Origin of the sequence: Polyangium sp. 6x1, assembly GCF_029946515.1 — a bacterium.
GTDB lineage: Bacteria > Myxococcota_A > Polyangia > Polyangiales > Polyangiaceae > Polyangium.
Genome location: NZ_JARZHH010000015.1, coordinates 88,325 through 107,370, shown reverse-complemented (window position 1 = coordinate 107,370; position 19,046 = coordinate 88,325). Strand labels below are relative to the sequence as shown.

General features: G+C 70.6%; 15 protein-coding genes. 4 read left to right on the top strand and 11 right to left on the bottom strand.

Annotated features, from left to right (window positions below; translation table 11 throughout):
- Positions 1–91 precede the first annotated feature (91 nt).
- On the bottom strand, positions 92–1,129 hold the full coding sequence (locus QHF85_RS16765; RefSeq protein WP_281328200.1) for a phosphotransferase: 1,038 nt from the start codon (positions 1,127–1,129) through the stop codon (positions 92–94).
- Between the two features lie 82 nt (positions 1,130–1,211).
- Positions 1,212–2,366, bottom strand: coding sequence for an aminotransferase class I/II-fold pyridoxal phosphate-dependent enzyme (locus tag QHF85_RS16760; protein WP_281328199.1), 1,155 nt, complete (start codon positions 2,364–2,366; stop codon positions 1,212–1,214).
- A 78-nt stretch (positions 2,367–2,444) separates the two neighbouring features.
- On the opposite strand from QHF85_RS16760, the gene QHF85_RS16755 reads away from it, so the two are divergent.
- A complete protein-coding gene (locus QHF85_RS16755; RefSeq protein ID WP_281328198.1) occupies positions 2,445–3,305 on the top strand; it encodes a DMT family transporter in 861 nt (286 codons plus the stop codon).
- Between the two features lies 1 nt (position 3,306).
- Here the strand turns inward: QHF85_RS16755 and QHF85_RS16750 are convergent, their stop codons facing one another.
- The 6 genes from QHF85_RS16750 to QHF85_RS16725 all read right to left on the bottom strand — a co-directional run bounded on the left by QHF85_RS16750 (position 3,307) and on the right by QHF85_RS16725 (position 12,754).
- Positions 3,307–4,104: an STAS domain-containing protein gene (locus QHF85_RS16750; RefSeq protein ID WP_281328197.1), complete on the bottom strand. Its 798-nt coding sequence runs from the start codon at positions 4,102–4,104 to the stop codon at positions 3,307–3,309.
- Positions 4,105–4,307: 203 nt separating this feature from the next.
- A complete protein-coding gene (locus tag QHF85_RS16745; protein ID WP_281328196.1) occupies positions 4,308–5,912 on the bottom strand; it encodes a VWA domain-containing protein in 1,605 nt (534 codons plus the stop codon).
- A 164-nt stretch (positions 5,913–6,076) separates the two neighbouring features.
- A complete protein-coding gene (locus tag QHF85_RS16740; RefSeq protein ID WP_281328195.1) occupies positions 6,077–10,003 on the bottom strand; it encodes a serine/threonine-protein kinase in 3,927 nt (1,308 codons plus the stop codon).
- Between the two features lie 76 nt (positions 10,004–10,079).
- A complete protein-coding gene (locus tag QHF85_RS16735) occupies positions 10,080–10,760 on the bottom strand; it encodes an ABC transporter permease (RefSeq protein WP_281328194.1) in 681 nt (226 codons plus the stop codon).
- A gap of 16 nt (positions 10,761–10,776) precedes the next feature.
- Positions 10,777–11,280, bottom strand: coding sequence for an SMI1/KNR4 family protein (locus tag QHF85_RS16730; RefSeq protein WP_281328193.1), 504 nt, complete (start codon positions 11,278–11,280; stop codon positions 10,777–10,779).
- Between the two features lies 1 nt (position 11,281).
- Positions 11,282–12,754, bottom strand: coding sequence for an HNH endonuclease (locus QHF85_RS16725; RefSeq protein WP_281328192.1), 1,473 nt, complete (start codon positions 12,752–12,754; stop codon positions 11,282–11,284).
- Between the two features lie 371 nt (positions 12,755–13,125).
- Here QHF85_RS16725 and QHF85_RS16720 point away from each other — a divergent pair, with 371 nt between their 5' ends.
- Positions 13,126–13,758: a hypothetical protein gene (locus tag QHF85_RS16720; protein WP_281328191.1), complete on the top strand. Its 633-nt coding sequence runs from the start codon at positions 13,126–13,128 to the stop codon at positions 13,756–13,758.
- A gap of 4 nt (positions 13,759–13,762) precedes the next feature.
- Here the strand turns inward: QHF85_RS16720 and QHF85_RS16715 are convergent, their stop codons facing one another.
- The 3 genes from QHF85_RS16715 to QHF85_RS16705 are packed head-to-tail and all read right to left on the bottom strand — an operon-like array spanning position 13,763 to position 16,487.
- Complete coding sequence (locus tag QHF85_RS16715) at positions 13,763–14,482, bottom strand: hypothetical protein (RefSeq protein WP_281328190.1); 720 nt, start codon at positions 14,480–14,482, stop codon at positions 13,763–13,765.
- Entirely contained in the window at positions 14,479–15,276 is a 798-nt protein-coding gene (locus QHF85_RS16710; protein ID WP_281328189.1) for a hypothetical protein, read from the bottom strand. The genes QHF85_RS16715 and QHF85_RS16710 overlap by 4 nt, the downstream gene beginning before the upstream one ends.
- Positions 15,277–15,320: 44 nt before the next feature.
- Positions 15,321–16,487: a hypothetical protein gene (locus tag QHF85_RS16705; protein WP_281328188.1), complete on the bottom strand. Its 1,167-nt coding sequence runs from the start codon at positions 16,485–16,487 to the stop codon at positions 15,321–15,323.
- Positions 16,488–16,698: 211 nt separating this feature from the next.
- On the opposite strand from QHF85_RS16705, the gene QHF85_RS16700 reads away from it, so the two are divergent.
- Positions 16,699–18,285, top strand: a complete 1,587-nt coding sequence (locus QHF85_RS16700) for a PGRS family protein (RefSeq protein ID WP_281328187.1) — start codon at positions 16,699–16,701, stop codon at positions 18,283–18,285.
- A gap of 48 nt (positions 18,286–18,333) precedes the next feature.
- The gene (locus tag QHF85_RS16695; RefSeq protein ID WP_281328186.1) at positions 18,334–19,044 is read left to right on the top strand and encodes an SDR family oxidoreductase; all 711 of its coding nucleotides are present in this window, start codon (positions 18,334–18,336) and stop codon (positions 19,042–19,044) included.
- The last annotated feature ends 2 nt before the right edge of the window (positions 19,045–19,046 follow it).

Here is a 19,046-nt window from a genome sequence, read left to right as displayed (position 1 = left end):
GCGGGGCAAACGATCATGGATTCGATCCCGCGGCAAGAGCCGAGTGCAGGCTGGGCAATTTTTTTACCGGGGGACGAACCGCGTCCGTGACTCAGCCCAGCGCGAGCCGCGCGGCGTGCTCGAGCCCCGTGCGCTGTGCCTGTACGCTGTCGAAGAGGGCCAGTTGCCCCTTGCCGCGCACCAGGTTGTGCTCGCCCCGCGCCGGGAATCGCCGCGCGTCGAAGCCGAAGTACACCTCGCGCAGCGCGTCCGCGAGGAACCGCGCCGAAAGCTCCAGGCATATCGTCGCGAGCCCGTCCACGATCGCCCCCGCCTCCTCCGCCGAGACGAGCCCCGCCCCGCGCGCGACCTCGCCGTACCCCGCGAGCGCCGCGCCAAACGTGCCCGCGTCGAGCGCCACGTGCGCCACGTCCTCGCCCGCCGGGTTGCACCACGAGCGGAGCGCGTCCCCCATCTCGAAGGGCCAGATCATGCGGCCGAGTGTGTCCAGATCCACGAGACATGCGGCCTGTTCGCCCTGGAACAGGAGATTCGATATTTTGAGATCTCCATGCACGTGCCGAAGCGGGAGCCGCGCGAGATCCGGGAGCCGTTCGGCCTCGGCGAGCAGCCGCCGCGCGAGCGGCTCGACCTCGCCGAACAGCCGATGCGCCGTGTGCGCGTCGAGCGCCGCTTCCAGCGTGGCGAGGTGCTTCTTCGTGTCGTGCACCCCGGCCCGCACGTGCCGGTAGTCGTACGCGAGATCCGCGACGGCCGCGTGAAACCGCGCCACCATGCGGCCCGCTTCGCGCGCGATGCTCGGGCTCGGGATGCGGTCGTGGCTCTGCCCCTCCACGAACGAGAGCGCGCGCCATGCCCGCCCCTCCTCGTCGTCGACCCAGAGCGCCCCGTCATCGGTGCGCACAGGCCGCGGCGTCAAGAGGCCCTTCTCCGCGAGGTGCGCCGTCACGGCGTCGATGTCCTCGTTCACCACCCCCGCGAACACCGGGTGCAGCCGCTGCACGATGACCTTCCCGCTGCGCCCCTCGACGAGGAACGTGCGGTTGATGAGGCCCCCGCCGTGGAGCGCGTGGGGCCTCCCGTCGAGGTCACGATAGCGGGCGAGGATCCAGGCCGGAATCGACTCCATCGGCGCGCGAGGATGCACCGGGAGGCGTGGTTTCACAAGAACCGCGCGAGAGCGCCGCGCAAAACGCCGCTCGCGCGCGGCCCTACCTGGCGAGGGCCTGATCGAGATCCGCGATCAGATCCGCGGCCGCCTCGATGCCCACCGAGAGCCGGAGCAGATCCTTCGGCACCGGCGAGTCCGGCCCTTCCACGCTCGCGCGATGCTCGATGAGGCTCTCCACCCCGCCGAGCGACGTCGCGCGTTTCCAGAGCGACACGCGCGACGCGACCGCGACCGCCGCCGCCTCTCCGCCCCGGATCCGCACCGACAGCATACCGCCGAACCCCCCGTCCATCTGCCGCGCCGCCACGGCGTGCGTGGGGAACGAGGACAACCCCGGATACAGCACGGAGAGCACGCGCGGGTGCCGCTCGAGGTGCTCGGCGATCGCGAGCGCGCTCTGCGACGCCGCCCGCACCCGCAAGAACAGCGTCCGCATTCCGCGCACGAGCAGCCACGCCTCGAAGGGCCCCGCGATGCTGCCGACCTGCGACCGCGTGGCGCGCACGCGCTCCCAGAAATCGCCCGCCTCCGCGGCCGTCAAGGTCCCGGCGAGGACGTCGGAGTGACCATTCAGATATTTCGTCGCCGAATGCATCACGAGATCCGCGCCCCACTCGAGCGGACGCGTCAAGACCGGCGTCGCCGACGTCGAGTCCACGCAGACGAGCGCCCCCGCCGCGCGCGCGAGCCGCGACACCTCGCCGATGTCCGTCACGCCCCAGAGCGGATTCGAGGGCGTCTCCACCCACACGAGCCGCGTTTTGCCCGGCTCGATCGCGGCCGCGACCTTCTCCGGGTTCGCCATGTCCACGAGCGTCACCCGGAGCCCGAACCGCGCGCCCGGGCCGCAAATCCAGCTCCGCAATGACCAGTACATCACCTCGGGCACGACGACGTGGTCGCCGGGCGCGAGGCTCAAAAAGACCGCGGTCGCCGCCGCCATTCCCGAGGCGAACAGCATGCTCGACGTCCCGCCTTCGAGGGCCGAAACCAGCGCCTCGGCCTGATCGAACGTGGGATTGTCCGAGCGACCGTACACCCTGCCCGACCGGTATTGATTGTCCGGATCTCGCAGGAACGTCGTCGACGGGTGAATCGGCGCGACGATCGCGCGCGTCTCCTCGTCCACCCAGCCGAGCGCCTGCGCCGCAATGCTCTCCCGGGCGAACGTTCGTCCTGTGGAATCGTGCCGCATGGGCCTCCTCGACGCCCCCACTCTACCCTGAATCTCCGAGGACGCCCGGCCTCTTTTCGTTTACGCTCCACCCGCACGATGTCGCCCGGCCGTATTCCCGTCCCACTGCTTGTATCCCTCGCGCTCCTCGGTTTCGCCGGGAACTCCTTGCTTTGCCGCGCGGCCCTCTCCGGCGGCGCCGCGCTCGTCGATCCCGCCACGTTCACTTCCGTGCGCCTCGCCTCGGGCGCGGCGACGCTCGCGCTCCTCCTCCTCGCCCGGGGTGCTCGCCCCGGGCAGGGCACGTTTGGCTCGGCATTTGCGCTCTTCGCTTATGCCGCGGGGTTTTCCCTCGCATACGTCCGCATCGGCGCCGGCGTCGGGGCGCTGGTCCTCTTCGGGTGTGTCCAGACGACCATGCTCGGCGCGGGCCTCCTCTACGGCGAACGCCCTTCCGCGAGCGGCTGGATCGGTCTCTCGCTCGCGCTCGGCGGCCTGCTCGTCCTTGCCGCGCCGGGGGCCACCGCGCCCGATCCCGTGGGCGCCCTCCTCATGGCGGCGGCGGGCGTCGCGTGGGGCATTTATTCGCTCCGGGGCCGTTCCGCAAAACGTCCCCTTTCTGCGACCGCCGACAACTTCGCCCGCGCCATTCCCCTCACCCTCGCGCTTTCCCTCGGGAGCGCGTTTTTCCTCGAAGTCCCGCGCATCTCGCCGCGGGGCCTCCTCCTCGCGGTGGCCTCGGGCGCCCTCGCCTCGGGCGTCGGCTATAGCCTGTGGTATGCGGCGCTCCCGCGCCTCTCGGCCCTTCGCGCCTCCGTCGTGCAGCTCCTCGTCCCCGTCCTCGCGACCGCGGGCAGCGTCCTCTTCCTCGGCGAGCAGCTCACGGCGCGCATCGTCGTCGCGGGCGCCATGCTCGCCACGGGCGTGCTCCTCGCGCTCCGGAAGCCCAGGGGCTCCTGAGCTAGAACTTCGGCTCCTTCTTCTGCGCGGCCATTTGCCGGATGCAATACGAGAGCCCTTGTCGCAGGGTCCCGAGCGTCTTCAAGGACGAGAGATCCATTCCCACCGAGACGATCGTCTGCGCCACGTTCGGCCGGATGCCCGTGACGACGCCACACGCGCCGAGCAGCCCGAGCGCGCGCACCATCCCGAGGATGTAATTCGCCGTCGCCGTATCGACGACGTCGACGCCCGTCAAATCGAGCAGCACGAATTGCGCCCCCGTGCGCGAGACCGACGCGAGCAGATCGTTCATCACCCGGGCGGCGCGGCTCGAATCGATGATCCCCACGAGCGGCAGCGCGATCACGCCCTCCCATACCTCGAGCACCGGCGTCTCCAGGTTCCGGATCACGTCCTGCTGCCGCTCGATCACCTCGATCTTTTGCGCGAGCTCGCGCTGCGCCTTTTGCGCATCGGAGACGTCGATCGACATCCCGATCACGCCGGTCACGTTGCCATTCTCGTCTTTGACCGGCGTGTACCAGCTCTCCCAGAAACGCCCCGGCGCGGGCTCGGTGATCTTGCGGTGCGTCTCGCCCTGGAGCGAGCGCTCGAGCCATACGTTGGCCTCGGGCGGATAGAGATCGTGGACGTTTTTCCCCGTCAGATCTCCCTCGGCCCGCGCGGCTTTGCCGTCGTGGAACCGCATGTACCCCTGGGGATCGATAGCCCAGACGACGACGTCCAGGTTATCGAGCAGCGTCCGCAAAATGGCCGCCTCTGCAGCAGGTCCGCGGTCGACTCCACCACCGTCCATGCCACTCTCCCCCGGCCGAAATGGCCGTTCGAATTGTAATGGTCCTGGGAGCTACCATGGACGTATGGGCAGCGCCATGTCCCTGACAGCGGAAAACCTGGCAAAGCAGCAAATGGACGGAGACGTGTAGCAGTAAATGGACGAAGGCCGTACGCAAGGGCCTTCATTCCGTCGGGAGGCCCCCTAAGGCTGCCGTACGTTCGTCAATACTGGGGGTGCTTCTGAATGAGGCTCACGATCTCGAGCAGCTCGGGATCGTCGCCTTTCACGTTGGCCGCGGTGGCCATCGCGAACGCGTCGGCGAGGTTCTGCGACGTCGGCGCCTTCAGGGCCTCGGCGAACGCGACGATGGCCTTGGCCTTGGGCAGCCCCGACTTCTGCGCCGCGAGCAGATCCCCCACGGTCGTCGTCACCTCGGTCTCCTGGTCGAGGTACGTGAGCGGCGTCTTCCAGCGCGCCCGCACGGTGATCGTGTCGGTCGCGACGATCTTCGCCGGATCACAAGCCTTGAGCACCTGATTGAAGATCATCGCGTCGCTCGGCGCGAGGTGCTGCGGCTCGATCTCCTCGGGGTTCTCCGAGTACTCCTCGCCGTAGAATTTGTGCATCTGGAAGTACCACGGCATCGTCAGCTCGACCTGCACGCCGCGCGCCGCGATCTCCATGGTCTCGTCGAACCTGTCGACGAACATGCGCGAGGCCTCTGCCGTGCTGTCGAGATAAACGTACGCGCCGCGCCCCTTGTCCGTCACGATGTCCATCAGCCGGTCGTCGTACGACCCGCCGGGCCCCGTGCCGATGCCGACCAGGTAAATGCCCTCCTTGTCGGCGTCCTTCGATTTCTCGCCGATGAAATCCGCGTCCGTCTGCCCCACGTTCGCCCCGCCGTCGCTGATCAAGATCACGCGGTTCAACCGCCCCGCACCATCATGCTGCTCGGCGAGCCCGTACCCCGCGACGAGCCCACTGTGCAGGTCGGTCCCGCCGCTCGCCGTGAGCCCGTTCGCCAGGCCCACGACCTCCGGATCGTTCGGCCCCGTCACCGCGTGGCCGCTCATCACCACGTTGTTGCTCGTATTCCAGGTGACGGCATTGACGATGTCGCCCTCGGCGAGGCTCGCGGCGATGGCCTTCACCGCCGCCCGCTCGCGCTCGATGCCGGGGCCGCCCATCGAGCCCGACGTATCGAGCACGAACGTCACCGTCATCGGGCGCCGCGGCTTGATGGCGTCGAACGAGCGCACCGCGATCTGGAAATCCAGCTCGTTCGCGACCGCGGTATTCGCGAGCTCCGGGAACAGCGCGAGCTTGCCTGCGGCCGGCGCGTCATAGTGAATCCGATAATAATTGAGAAACTCGTACGTGCGAATCTCCTGGGCCATCGGCTCGATGCCCATGCCGATGAGCTCGCGCGTGTGGACCGGGGAGCCCATCGAATTGGAGTCGTCGGCCGAGAGATACAGGACGACGGGCTTCGAATCGTCGATCCCCTCGCAGGTGAACTCCGCGGCGGCGTCCGTGCCCGCGTCCGCGCCCTGCGCGGGCGGCGCGACCGGATCGGGCGGCGGAGGCTCCCCCGGGAATTCGCCCGCGCCGCCGCCGCCGCCGGCCCCATTGAATCCGCCGCTCGAGCTGCTGCCGACGCCGGGCCCCACGGGCCCCGTGGGCTCGCCTCCGCCCGACGACTCGTCGAACCCGCCCGAGCCATTCGAACCGCTATCCACGGCAATACAAGCGGCGATGCTCCCACCGAGCGAAGCCACGAGCAAAGGAAGGAACACGAGCGCGCGCAGAGACCGTTGTTTCATGAGGACCTCCCAAAGCGAGGACACGAAACCGAGCAAGCCTCGTGCCCGCGCCGCGGAGCACGATTTCTGCATCGAAGTTCGTCTCTTTTCACGCCGCGCCGGTGGCCCACGCTGGCACAAGGCGACACCCGCCGACCACGGGCGTCACGCGGTCACGGCGCTTCTCAGGCTCCGGCGCCGAGCTCGCGCCCGAGCGCCATCGTGCGGGCATTCTCGGGCACCCGCTCCAGAAAATGCTCCCGCATCGCGGCGTCCGTGATTCGGTTCGCCCGCGCGAGGAGCCGCGTCCGCGCCTGGAAAATCGCGTGTTTCCCGCTCGCCGCGCTCCCCGACGCGATCAGCGCCTCGGCATACACGAGCCGGAGGAGCGCCTCGCCCTCCTCCATGCCCCCGAGCGACGCGAAGAGCCCCATCGCCGCCCCTGCAATGCCGAGCCCCGAAGGCCAGTTGTCCTGCGCGAGCAGCGCGCGCGCCCACGCCGCGAGCGCGAACGCCCGCAGCGGCCCGATGGCCGCGAGCGCCTCCGCCGCGCTCTCGGCCTCGATCTCCGCCGCCTCCACGTCCCCGCGGGCGAGCAAGAGCGCCGACAGGTAAATGCGCGCCCGCCCCTCCTGCCGCCGGTTCGATTGCTGCGCGAAATCTGCGATCGCCTCGCGCACGTGGAGCAAAGCCTCCTCGAGCGCCCCGCGCGCCGCGAGCGCGGGCCCGAGGTTCTGCTTCGCGAGCGCCGCCACATTGTAGAGCCCGAGCCGCCGCGCCTCGCCCAAGAGCTCCACGAGATCGCGCTCCGCCTCGGCGAACATCCCGAGCTGGATCCGCGCGTGCGCCGCGTTCACCCGCCCGACGCACGCGTCCCTCCTGTTGCCCGTCGCGAGGAACGCCGGAATGCTTTGCTCCGTCGCCAGGAGCGACGCCGCCGCGTCCCCCGTGCAAAGCGCGCGCGAGGCGTGCAGCGCATACAGCCGCGCCGCCACCCCCTGATCCCGCTCTGCAATGGGCCACGCCACCATTCCGAGCTGCCCGATGAGCTCCTCGGCCGCCGCGTGCTCCCCCGCATGAAGCAAGGACGCCGCCACGTGCGCCACCGCGCTCACGGCCGGCGCCGACGAGCCCATCGCCTCCGCGCCCGGCGCGCGCACCACCTCCGCGAGCTCCGAAAGCGCGTCCCGCTGCCCGAGCCGGACCAGCATCGACGCCGCCGTCGCCGCCGCCGCGTACCACGCCCCGCTGCCCCGCGGCAGCGCTTGCATCGCGCTCGCCGCGCGCGCCGAGGCCTCGGCCGCCTCCCCGAGCCAGCGATAGGCCTCCGCCTGGAGAAACGAAAGCTCCCCGCGCGCCTCGGCCGACGCGCCCCGCGCGCCCTTCTCGGCCCGCTCGATCGCCGCCCGAAAATCGTTCCCTTCGAGCGCCTGTTCCGCCGCCCGCCGGTACCACGCCGCGGCCCGCGAAGTCGCCCTCCCGCGCTCGTAATGTTCCGCCAGGACAACCGCGTCCCGCTCCCCCGCCTCCTCCAGCCAGGCCCCTGCGAGCTCGTGCCCGAGCGCGCGATCCGCCTCCGTCAGCGCCGCATAGGCCGCCTCGCGCACGAGCGCGTGCCGGAACGCATACTCCTCCTGCGCGGGAAAACGGCTCTGCGGCCGCTTCACCACGAGCTCGCGCGCGCAGAGATCCGCGAGCATCGGCCCGAGCGCGGCCTCGTGTGGCCCCTCGCCGAGCAGCGCCGTGGCCCCGCCCCGCCAGAACACCTGCCCGAACACGCTCCCGGCCCGCAAAAGCCGCCGCGTCTCGGGCGCGAGCGCGATGAGCCGCGCCTCGACCATCGCCAGCACGGTCTCCGGCAGCTCCGCGGCCCGCCCGCTCTCCGCCGCGCGGATCAGCTCCTCCAGGTAAAACGCATTGCCCCCGGCCCGCTCCACGAGCCGCGCCACCATGGCGTCCGAGATCCGGTCCCCGAGCACCTCCCGCACGAGCCGCTCCGCCGCCTTTTTCGACAGCTCCTTCAGCCGGATCTCCTGCAAAGGCCGCCCCTCCCAGAGCCGCGGAAACACCTCCGGCAGATCCGGCCGCGACAGCGCCAGCACGAAGATCGGCCGCTCCGGCAGCGCGCGCAGCATCTCGTCGACGAGCTTGACCGTCGGCCGATCCCCCCAGTGCAGGTCTTCGAGGATCAGAAGGGCCGGCCGCTCGTCCGTCTCGGCGCGCAGCAGATCCTCCCACGCGGCCCGGATCTGATCGCCCATGAGCAGCGCATCCCGCCGCGCCGCGCGCAATTCGATGCTCTCCTCGTCCGCCGGCGGCACGCCCGCGAGCGGGCCGAGGAACATCACCGCGCGCTCGAGCGCCTTGCCCCCGAGGTGCCGCCCGAGCCGCGCGCGCAGCCGCTGCCGCTGCACGTCGACGGGCATCCCCCCGGACAAACCCGCCTGCCCACGCAGCATTTGCCCCACGAGCGCGAAAGGAGAGTTCTGGCTCATCGGATCGCCCTGCCCGACCCAGACGCCAATCGACTCTCGTTTCTCGCGCAGCTTGCGCAAAAGCTCGTGCCGCAGCCGGCTCTTGCCCATGCCCGGCGGCGCGAGGATCACGGCGGCGCGTGAGAGCGGCTCGTCGAAGCATTCGTCGACGAGCGCCATCAAGATCGCCATTTCGCTCTCGCGGCCGACACAATGCGTGGGCCTCCCGAGCAGCGTCCGCGCCGCCTCCGTCACGTCGCGCTCGCCGCGCAGGTAGAGGCCCCCCTCGTCGCCGTCGACGTCGAACCGCACGTCGAGCAGCCCCGCCATCACGTCGTCGAGCCGGATCGGCGGCGCCTTCCCGGCCGGCGCCTTCTTCCCGAGCAGCCGCACGCCCCGCTCGATCACCGCGCCCATCGGCAGCCCCTCGGACGACACCTCCGCGCCTGCCACGAGCGCCATCGGCGCCTCCGGCAACACCGCCCGCAGCTCCAGCGCCGACCGCGCCGCCCGCGCCGCCTGATCCGTCGCCGCGCCCGTCGACAGAAGGCTCACGACGAGCGTCCCATCCGACAGCGCGTCGAGCCGCCCTCCATATCGCTCGACGATCCCCTCGAGCGACCGCCCCCGCACGGCTGCGCCCATCGCCGACGGGACCCCCGAGAGCTCGAGCGTCGGCCCGAAAACCTCGCTGTCCCCCGCCTTCTGCGCTCGCTCGCCCGGCGAGAGCTTCGTGAGCACCAGCGACACCACGCGCCGCTCCTTGCCCGTCAGCCCGCTCGGCCGCGCGCTCGCCTCGATCGCGTCCGTCGCCTCGATGATCCCGAGCGCCGCGATCTCCGCCGCCGCCGCCGCGCCGTCCTTCGGCCGGTCCTTCGGCGCCTTTGCCAGCATCCGCGCGACGAGCGCGTCGAGCGCCTCCGGCACCCCGGTCCGCAGCGACGAGACCCGCGGCGCCTCCTCCAGCACCACCTTGAGCAGCGCCGCGTGCATCTCCTCCGCCACGAACGGCGGCCGCCCCGTCAGGCAATGAAACAGCACGCAGCCGAGCGCGAACACGTCCGCCCGCGCGTCGATCTTCGACGAACCCCGCGCCTGCTCGGGCGCCATGTACGCCGGGGTCCCGAGCACGTACCCCGTGTGCGTCAGCGCCTCGCCCCCCTCGACACGCGCGATCCCGAAATCGAGCAGACGCACGTCCATCGCGCTCTGCCCCACGAGAAAGATGTTCGCCGGCTTCAGGTCCCGGTGCACGATCCCGGCCGTGTGCGCGACTCCGAGCGCCTCGGCCACGCGCAGCGCCACGGCGACGCTCTCCGCGGCGTCGAGCCCCGTGCGCCGGAGCCTCTCGCTCAGCGTCTCGCCTTCCAGCCACTCGAGGGCCAGCCACGGCTCGCCTTCCGGGCCGAGCCCGTGCGCGACATGCCGCACGATCCCCGGATGATCGAGCCCTTCGAGCAGCTCCGCCTCCCGCACGAAGCGCGTCTCGGTGTCCGCGTGCGCGTGGGCCCAGAGCACCTTCAGCGCGACGAGCCCGCCCGTCCTGCGGTCCCTCGCGCGAAACACCTTCCCCATGCCGCCCGAGCCCGCCACTTTGTCGAGCTCGAACCGATCCGCGACGAGGTCTCCGGGCTTCATCCTGGGAGCACGACGGGTAGCGCGAAGCGCGGGAAAAGGCCAGCTTTTCGGCCCGCCTGGGCGGCCGTGGGCCGACTCAAGCCGGGTCCACGAGCGAAAGGACAGCCCGTAGCACAGCATTGGGGATGGCGAGCGTGGCGTACGCGACGAAGAGCTTCAGGGCGAGCCCGTGCTTCTTCGTCGTGAGCCAGTTTGCCCCGATGCGGAGCAGGCACGTGAGAAAACCCCCGCTGCCTGCGGCCACGGCCAGGCCAAAAACGGGATCCGGCCATCTCATGAAATCGGACAGGGATGCCAGATACTCGCTCGGCGTCCCCGCGGGTTCTGCCAGCCACAGCAGCACGGAGGCCAGGATGCAGAACAGCGTCGTAACGACGCTAAGGAGGGGAAACGTCGCCAGGACGAGGAGCACACGCGCGTGATCGACCTCGATGGGTCCGCGCGCCCTGCGCCCCGCGCGATGGAGGAGGACGGCCGCCGTGAGGGATACGGCGAGCACGGCGCTGCCGGGGCCCAATCCGCGGAGCGCGATGACGCATACGATCCCCGGGGCGTTCTTCTGCGCATTGAATTGGCTCAGCGCGTAGGCGGACTGGAGATACACCACGCAGCCCATGAGCAGCCCGACCACGGCGCCGACCGGGAAAGACAACCTCACGATCCTGTCGTAGGGCGAGATCACGTCGGGGAGGGGCGCGACGGGCGGCGACGCGACGGGCGGCGCGTACGCCTGGCCGAGGTCGAGTTTGTCGTCCATGTCTCTGCCGCGCACCCTACTCGACGGGTTTGTCGAGGTCAACGACCACCGCGTTCGCCGCTCCCGCCTCGATCTTGGCGAGCTCCTCGGGCGTCAGCGGGCGCAGTTGCTGGAGGAGCGAGTCGAAGTCGCTGGCGACGAAGTAGGGCTCCCAGCTCGCATAGTAGTCGAAATAGTACACTCGGCCGCGCTGCTCCCCCTCGGTGACGATGCCGAAGAGGCTCCCGCCCGAATCGCGCGCGATCGCGAGCACATCATCGCCTAAGCTGGCCCTCTTCCACTCCTCATTGTTCCACAAGAGATCCTCAGATTCGTACTCTCGTCCTAGACCGAAGAATTCCTTGACGTCCGCGCCCATGAAGGGGGCTCCGGCGATGTCGAGTATGTCCGGGTCTGGTCGGCCTCCATTGTACTCTTGCAAAAACCGGCGATAGGGTTCGGGCAGGCGCACGCCGAGCTTCTCCTCCAACTCTTGGAGGGCCTGTTCGCTCAAAGGTTCTCCGCGGTCTGTGATTTCCATGTCATGGTCTCCCCTTCGTTGCGACCCCGCCGGTATGTCCTGTGTCCGCGTGAATTTGTGTGGGCACGAGCTGCATCGTCTTCCCGTCCTGATGATGGTGCCACGTATGTTTTTCCGGCGTCACGTCGTAGTTCGCAGCCTTGTTGGCACGTTTGAAATCCTCACGCCTGTCCCCCGTCTGGTTGATCGTCACCTCCTTCTTCACGACGCCGGCAGCCTTGAAATCCGGATACCCCTCGGCGTCGAAGGGCACGCCCGTCTTCGGATGTTTCTTGCCCCCGAGGTGACCGTTCCGGATCGTCGCCGTCCTCGCCTGCCCCGCCGCCCCGTTCGGCCCCGTGACCGGCTTCGTCGTCGTCGTGACCGTCGTCCCGCTGGGCGGCGCCACTGCCTTCGGCGGGGTCGCGGCCGGCGGGCCCGGCAGCTTCGGCCGCCGCAAGAACCCGCCCGGTCCGCCCGCAGCGCTCGGCAGGAACACCGGCATGCTTCGCAGCCTCTGCTGCGCCGCCCGCAGCGCCCTCGCCCCTGCCGTTTCCACGCGCGTCGCGGCCCCGCCGGCGACCGCCAACATGGTGTCCGCCAGGTTGTTCACGATCCCGAATTTCAGCTCGGCGTCCGCCCAGCCTTTGCCATATCCCTTGAGGAATGCTTCCCAGGCGATCGTGGCGAGCCCCTCGTCGTCGTACGTCGGCAGGTCCGGGATTGCATTCAACTGTTTGGCGAAGTCGGCCTGGTACTGCTCCGCGAATGCAGGGTGCCTCCGAACCATTCCGGCGAAGCCGTCCGACCAGGTACGGTTGAGCTGGTCCCTCGTTTCCTCCGCCCTACCGAGCGTATCGCCCCATTCGCGCCCGATCCGTTCCCCCGTGCGCCTCGCCTCCTCCTCGGCGTCCCTCCGCGCCAGGTTGACTTTCTGTTCCTCGTATGTATTCCCGGGCGGAGGCGGCGGACACGGCGCGCTCATCCCAGGCGCGGGCGCAGGCGTGGGCGCCGTTTGCCCGAGGAAACGCTGATCCGGTGGCCTATTTCGCGGCCCGTCGCAGGGCCTTATCGCCTGCGCCCGCGTCGCCGTTCGGACCGTCGTACGCTTGGCCGGCGCGGCTTCCGGCTCCTCCGCCGCGATCTTCTCCGGCGGAGGCGGCGGCGGCGGAGGCGGCGGAGGCGGTTTGTCGCAGGGAAGCTCCTGATACGCGAGCCCGAGCAGCCTCCGGCTCTCGGACGGCGCGTGAGGGTCATGAATGAAGACCGCCTTGACCGAAGGATTCCCCAGCAGCTCGTCGAGCGGCTGGCGCGCCGTTCGAGGCACGCCGTCCCCGAGGTCGTACCAGGCGCGCGCATCCGGTTCGACGCGGGGATGCCGCCGGCACACGCGAAACACGCTCTTGCCGTGCAGCTCCTGCGCCCACCCCTCCGTGCGCACGCGCGCCACGCCGCACCCGAGGAGCCATGCCGAGACGCAAAAAGCGAAAAGCACCAGCTGCCCGAGCCGAAAAAACCGCAGAGCAGCACCCACGAGCATCACCGGCCCCACGGTACGGCTTGACGATCGAGCTTCACAAGCTCACCCCCGCCTCGCCGACCTTCCCCGGTCCGTGACCGACCTTCCCCGGCCCGTGACCGAGCTTCGCCGGCCCGTGACCGAGCTTCCCCGGTACGTTAGCTTTCTTCCCCGGCCCGTGACCGACCTTCGTCGGTGAGATAGCTACCTTCCCCGGCCCCTCACCGACCTTCGCGCCGGCCCCTCCGACCTTCGCGCCGGCCTCTCCGACCTTCGCGCCGACCCGTCCGACCTTCCCCGGCACGTCCCCCTTGCATCTCGCGATCCCTCCGGATGTAATCCGCCCCATGTCCATCGACTACAATCGTTTCGCGCGCGTCCTCGCTCGGTCGCTCGAAATCGCCGAGGAGCCCGACGGAAACCCCGTCGTCGTCGCCGTCTTCAAGGAGACCCTCGCGGACGCCACCACGGAGTACCTCGCCACCGAGAAAGCAGTGGCGGACGCCACGACGGCCTTTTCCAAGGAGAATCACGAAGCGCTCCAGGCGCTCGCGAGCCTCGATGCCCCCTACCGCGTCGCCCGCTCCGCGCTCCTCGCCGTCCAGCCTCACACGGTGCTGCCCGATACCCTGAAATCGCTCGCCACCGACACCGATCAGCTCGACGCGATCCGCAGGCTCCTCGATCTCATCGACGATCACGTCGGCAAGCCCTGGGCCGACGCGATCCTCGACGGCGAGTTCGGCGCGAGGGCGCCGAAGGCGATCACGGAGCTCACCGAATCCATCGCAGCGAACAAGCAGCTATCGAAAGCGAAATTCGCACGCGCCCAGGTGTACGGCCCGACCTACGAAAAGTACCTGTCGTTCAAGCAGGTCGTTCGCAATGCATACGGGCCGGGGTCGAAGCAGTATCGCCGGATCCACCTTCGCGCTTCGCCGGGCGCCTCCGAGGCAGAAGACACCACGCCGAAGGGCTGAACGCTCAAAGCTGAATCCCCGCAAGCATCGTCGCAATCCCCTGCACGACGAGCAAGAGCCCGCACACCACCGCGAACGCGACCGCCCCGCCCGTCCGCCGGAAAAGCGACGCCTGCCCGCCCACGGTCACGAGGCAGCGCATCTCCTCCGATCCGCCGAGCTCCCAGCGCGCCCGTGCGTCCCTGTAAAACCCGTCCACGCGCTCCTGCTTGCGCGTCGCGGCCGTGATCATCACGTCGGCGCCCTCCGACACCACCACCTCCTCCACCTCCACGTGCGTCGCGCCGGGCGGCACCAGATCCCGCGCCCACGGCGGCCACGACGACGCGACCTCCTCCACGCGCACCGCGCGAGAGGCCCATTCGTCCCCGACCACCTCCGCGTCCCCGAGATCCACCACGCACGTGCCGCTCGCGTCGCGCAGCGCCGCCCGCGACGCGCGCAGGACCGAGCGCTCCCCGAGCCGCTGGCGGCGCTTCCCCTCTCCAGAAAAACCTCGAAGGGTGGTGCGCACGGCGACGCAGCCCTTCCGCGACAGCCCGTCGATGGGCTCCTCCGCTGCGGCGATCGTCCCCGCGAGCTCCACCACCCCGGGCTCGATCTCCGCGATCTTCTTCGTCGGGCGCCGCCACACCTCCAGCACCAGCGCCGCCCCTTCCCGCGCGCGAAACATCAGCGCGCTCCCGGCGACCAGGAGCCCCGCCCCGAGCAACGTGACGATCATCGGAAACTCCTCCGCGTGCGGCTCGCCAGCGAGAGCACCGCGAAACCGCCCGCCGAGAGCACGACGAGCGAAAAAAGCCCCCCGAAAAAGAGCAGCGGGCTCACCCTGCCCCCGATGCGCTCCTTCGCGCGATCGGGCGACTCCATCGTGACGAAATCCAGCCCGTCCCGGCAGGGCACGATGTCATTCGTCTGCTTGCAGCCGAGCACCGTCACCGGCATGCCCTCCGCGACGACATGCTCCCGGTACACGGCGGCGCCCCCCAGCGTGAAGAGCTCCTTGCTGCACGCCGTGCGTATCGCGAGCGGGATGCCGGGCCCCGTCGCTTCCTTTTCCTTCATCGACCCGACCGCGATTCCCACCCGCGGATCGTCCCCGAAGAGCCACGCCGCGCCCTCCTGCTCGTCGATGCGCACCCGCTCGTTCGTCTTGGCAAACGCGAGCCGGAAGGTGAATCCGTCGTTCCTGCGCACGGCCACGTCCTCGAAGCTGCTGACGGCGCAGAAAACCTCAAATGCGCCGCCGCCGCTCGGCGACGGGCGCCCGACGGCCCCGACCCACCCTGCGGCGGGGGCGCCGAGCGGCGAGGACGACGACGCTTTGAGCAGCGAAAGCTCGCCGCGGATCGCCATCGGCCCGTCGTCCGTCCTTCGCTCCGCGTGCGCCGACAGCCGCGACCCGATCGACGCCGTCCGCAAAGACGCCCCCAGAAAAAACAAGGCGCCGAGGGCAAACGGCAGGAACGCGAGGCCCACGAGCACCTTGGTTTTTCGTTTTGGCTCAAAGGAAAGCATCTGCGTCATCGTCGCCTGCCCGGGGACCGGCCCCATGGAAGAGGTCACTGCAAGGAGGGCCAGCTCATCGAATCGACCCGGGTGATGTAGATCGACCCGCCGTTCCCATCCGGCTTGTAGATGGCGGCCTCGCCCCACGCGAGCGTGTCGAGCACCGCGCAGCTGAACCCGGAATGGCCCACGATGGCCACGTTCGTTCCGGCAGGCGGCTCCGTCGCTACGAGCGACATCGTGGCCGCGCAGCGGTTCCCCTCGTCGTGAACGAAATAGGTGATGTCGCCGCGCTGCTCGATCGCCGGACCGAGGTTCATGAGGGCGGCGGTCGTCACGCACCGGCAGAACTCGCTCGCGAGCACGCGCCCGAACGGAAAGCCGCGGCCCTTGATCCCGACGCCGATCTGCTCGGCCTGGGAGATGCCCGTCGCATTGAGCTGCCGCGCGGACGCGGTCGCGCAGTTCGCGTCGCAGCTCTTCCACCAATCCGGCGACGACGTCTCGGCCGCCGTCCCGAGCGCCAGGTTGTCCTGGCACACATCCGCCGCCGCGTGCCGCCACACCGCGTTGTATCCGCCGCCGACGAGCGCCTGGCCGATCGTCACGGAGAGCGCGGACGTCGCCGCCCCGCCGCCGCAGCTCCCCGGCGCGTCGCACCCGTACACGGCGTAATGGTACGTGCGGGGCGCCTCCGGCGTCGTGGCCACGAGATTGCGGAGCGGCTCGCTCGCCGCGGACGCCGCGCCCTCGTACACGACGGTCGCCGCGGGATCGTCCGGGCCGACGGGCATCGTGTTCTCGCCGCGGACGATCCTCGACGCGGGCTTGTTCGATTTCATCCACGAGAGCTCGACGTACCCCCCGACGACGATTGCTTTCAGGTCGCTCGGATCGATCGCAGGCCCGCCCCCCGCGCCTCCGCTCCCGCCTGCGCCCCCGCTCCCGCCTGCGCCCCCGCTCCCGCCTCCGCTCCCGCCCGCGCCTCCGCTCCCGCCCGCGCCTCCGCTCCCTCCGGCGCCCGCCATACCCCCGTCGCCGCCCGCGCCGCCCGTGCCCGTGCTCGTCCCCGTCCCGCCGCCCGTGCCCGCGCCCGTCGACACGGCTCCCCCGCTCGTGCTGCCCGACGTCGTGTAGCCCGCTTCCCCCTCGTCCGTGCAGCCGGACGCGGCGCCCCAAAGGCCCAAAATCAACGACGTCCCGACGAGAACCTTTTTCATTTGATTCCTTATTTCTAGAGCACCGTCCGCGGCCCGTCAACATCGTCCCGAACGCGCGCTCCGGTCCTTGCGGACCTTCCGCGATTTCCGCAACGACGCGCACGCCTCATCATCCAAATCGTCGGCGCTCGCGATGCGATGCCCGGCGGCCCCCGAGGCCCCGGACGCGTGCTCGCTGCGAGCGCCGTCCTCTTTTTCATTCAAAGGCCCCATGCGGGAACGAACGATCATGCCGACGAACCTCGGCGGGGCCGCGCGCCTCGCCCTTTTGCCCCTCGCCCTGCTCGCGCTCGGCGCGAGTTGCGCCCCGGCGCCCGACGCCGAATGCACGGACGGCCCCATTTGCGAGACGAGGGCCACCGGCGAGCGTTACGTGGTGCCGCGCTGCGTCCCCGCCTGGAACGACGGCCCCGTGCCGGCCGACTGCGGCGTCTTCGTCTCCACGAGCCTCGGCGACGACGAAGGCGCCGGCAGCCAGGACAAACCCTTCCGCACCCTCGCCCACGCCATCCTGATCGCAGGCGCCGACAGGCCCATCTACGTCTGCGCCGAGGACTTCTCCGAGCGCCTCGTCCTGCCCGCCGGCGCGAGCCTCTTCGGCGGCCTCGATTGCCAGGAAGGCTACCGCTGGAAGGATACCACCCAGAAGACCCGCCTCTACGGCTTGCCCGACGAGATCCCGCTCGTGCTCGCGCCCGGATCGCACGTGAGCCGCATCGAGGACTTCGCCGTCTTCGCCGCCGACGCGACCCGCCCGGGCGGATCGTCCATCGCGCTGCTCGCGGACCACACGCGCGCCGAGCTCCGGCGCTGCGACGTGCGCGCCGGCGCGGGCGCCGACGGCGAGGACGGCGCGGCTCTGCCCTACGATTCCGCGCTCGACGGCTTCGACGGCGAAGTGGGCCAGGCGGTCTGCGTCGCCGCGCCCGAGCTCGGAACCCCGGGCGGCACGCGCGTCGAGCGCATGTGCGAGGACGGGAATGTCAGCATGGGCGGCCGAGGCGGAGACGGCGGCGCGATTCCGCCGGGCTCGTCGCAATCGACCCCCGGCAAGGCCGGCGAGATCGGCGCGCCCGCCGTGGCGAGCTTCGGCCTCGGCGGCGCCGGCGACGCGGGCTGGGGCTGGAGCTGCACGACCGGAAAAGGAACGCCCGGCAACGACGGAGCGCGGGGCACGCCCGGCACGGGCGCGGCGGGCTTCGGCCGCCTCGACGCGACGGGGTACTTCGGCATCGCGGGCGGCACGGGCGGACTCGGTTTGCCCGGACAAGGAGGCGGCGGCGCCGGGGGCGCGCGGGGCGCGGCCTCGATTTGCGCCAATGCGACGCCCGGGGCCGGCGCCAGCGGCGGCAGCGGCGGCTCCGGCGGCTGCGGCGGCAAGGGCGGCAAAGGCGGCGGCCCTGGCGGCGCGAGCATCGGCATTGCCAGCGTCGAATCGTCCATCGCGCTCTGGGATGGCCGCGTCGCGTCCGATCGGGGCGGCAAAGGCGGCAAAGGCGCCGATGGGCAGCCCGGCGGCGCGGGCGGAATGGGCGGCAAGGGCGGCACGGGGAAAGGCCTCTCCGCGCCCGACGCTTGCCAGGGCGGCGCGGGCGGAATGGGCGGCAAAGGCGGCCCCGGCGGCGGCGGCCTCGGCGGCCCTGCCTTCGTGATCGTCCATGTCGGCGGCGAACCCGAGCTCCGCGGCGCGGTCTCGCTCGCCACGGGCAAACCGGGCGACGGCGGCCTGGGCGGCGACGGCGATGTCGCGGGCAACCGCGGCGCGCCCGGCATCGGCGCGGCCATTCGCGGCTTCTGACGCGCCGCGCTTGACGCGCGCGTGCGGGCGCGGCACCGTCCGAAAATCGTGCAAAGCCAAACCATCGCCGTCGTCACGGGCGGCAGCGCTGGAATCGGGCGCGCCGTCCTCGAGCGGTTCGTCCGGGCGGGCGCGCGCGGCGTGAACCTCGCGCGGCGCCCGAGCGGCCTCCCGGGCGTCGTCGATCTCGCGGTGGACCTCGCCGATCCGGCCTGGGAAAACGATCTCCCGCCGCGCCTCTTGCCTCTCCTGGGCGGCACGGGCCCCCTTTGCCTCGTCCACAACGCCGCGACCCTCCGCGAGGACACCGCGACGAACCTCGACGCCGCCTCGCTCCGTGCCGTCCTCGAATTGAACGTCGTCGCTCCGGCCGCGCTCAATCGGCTCCTCGACGCCCGCCTCGTGCCGGGCTCCTCGATCATCTACATCGGCTCGACGCTCTCCGAGATCGGCGTCCCCGGCAGGGCCTCGTACGTCACCTCCAAGCACGCGATCGTCGGCCTCATGCGGGCGACCTGCCAGGACCTCGTGGGCCGCGGCGTCACCACGGTCGCGGTTTGTCCCGGATTCACCGACACGGAAATGCTCCGCGCGCACCTCGCCCACGACGCCGCGCGCCTCGACGCCGCCCGGCAGCGCTCCACGTTCGGGCGCCTCATCGACCCCGACGAAATCGCCGACGTCGTCGCCTTTTGCGCGCGCACGCCGGTCCTCGATGGCGCGGTCCTCCACGCGAACCTCGGGCAGAAATCGAGCTAGGG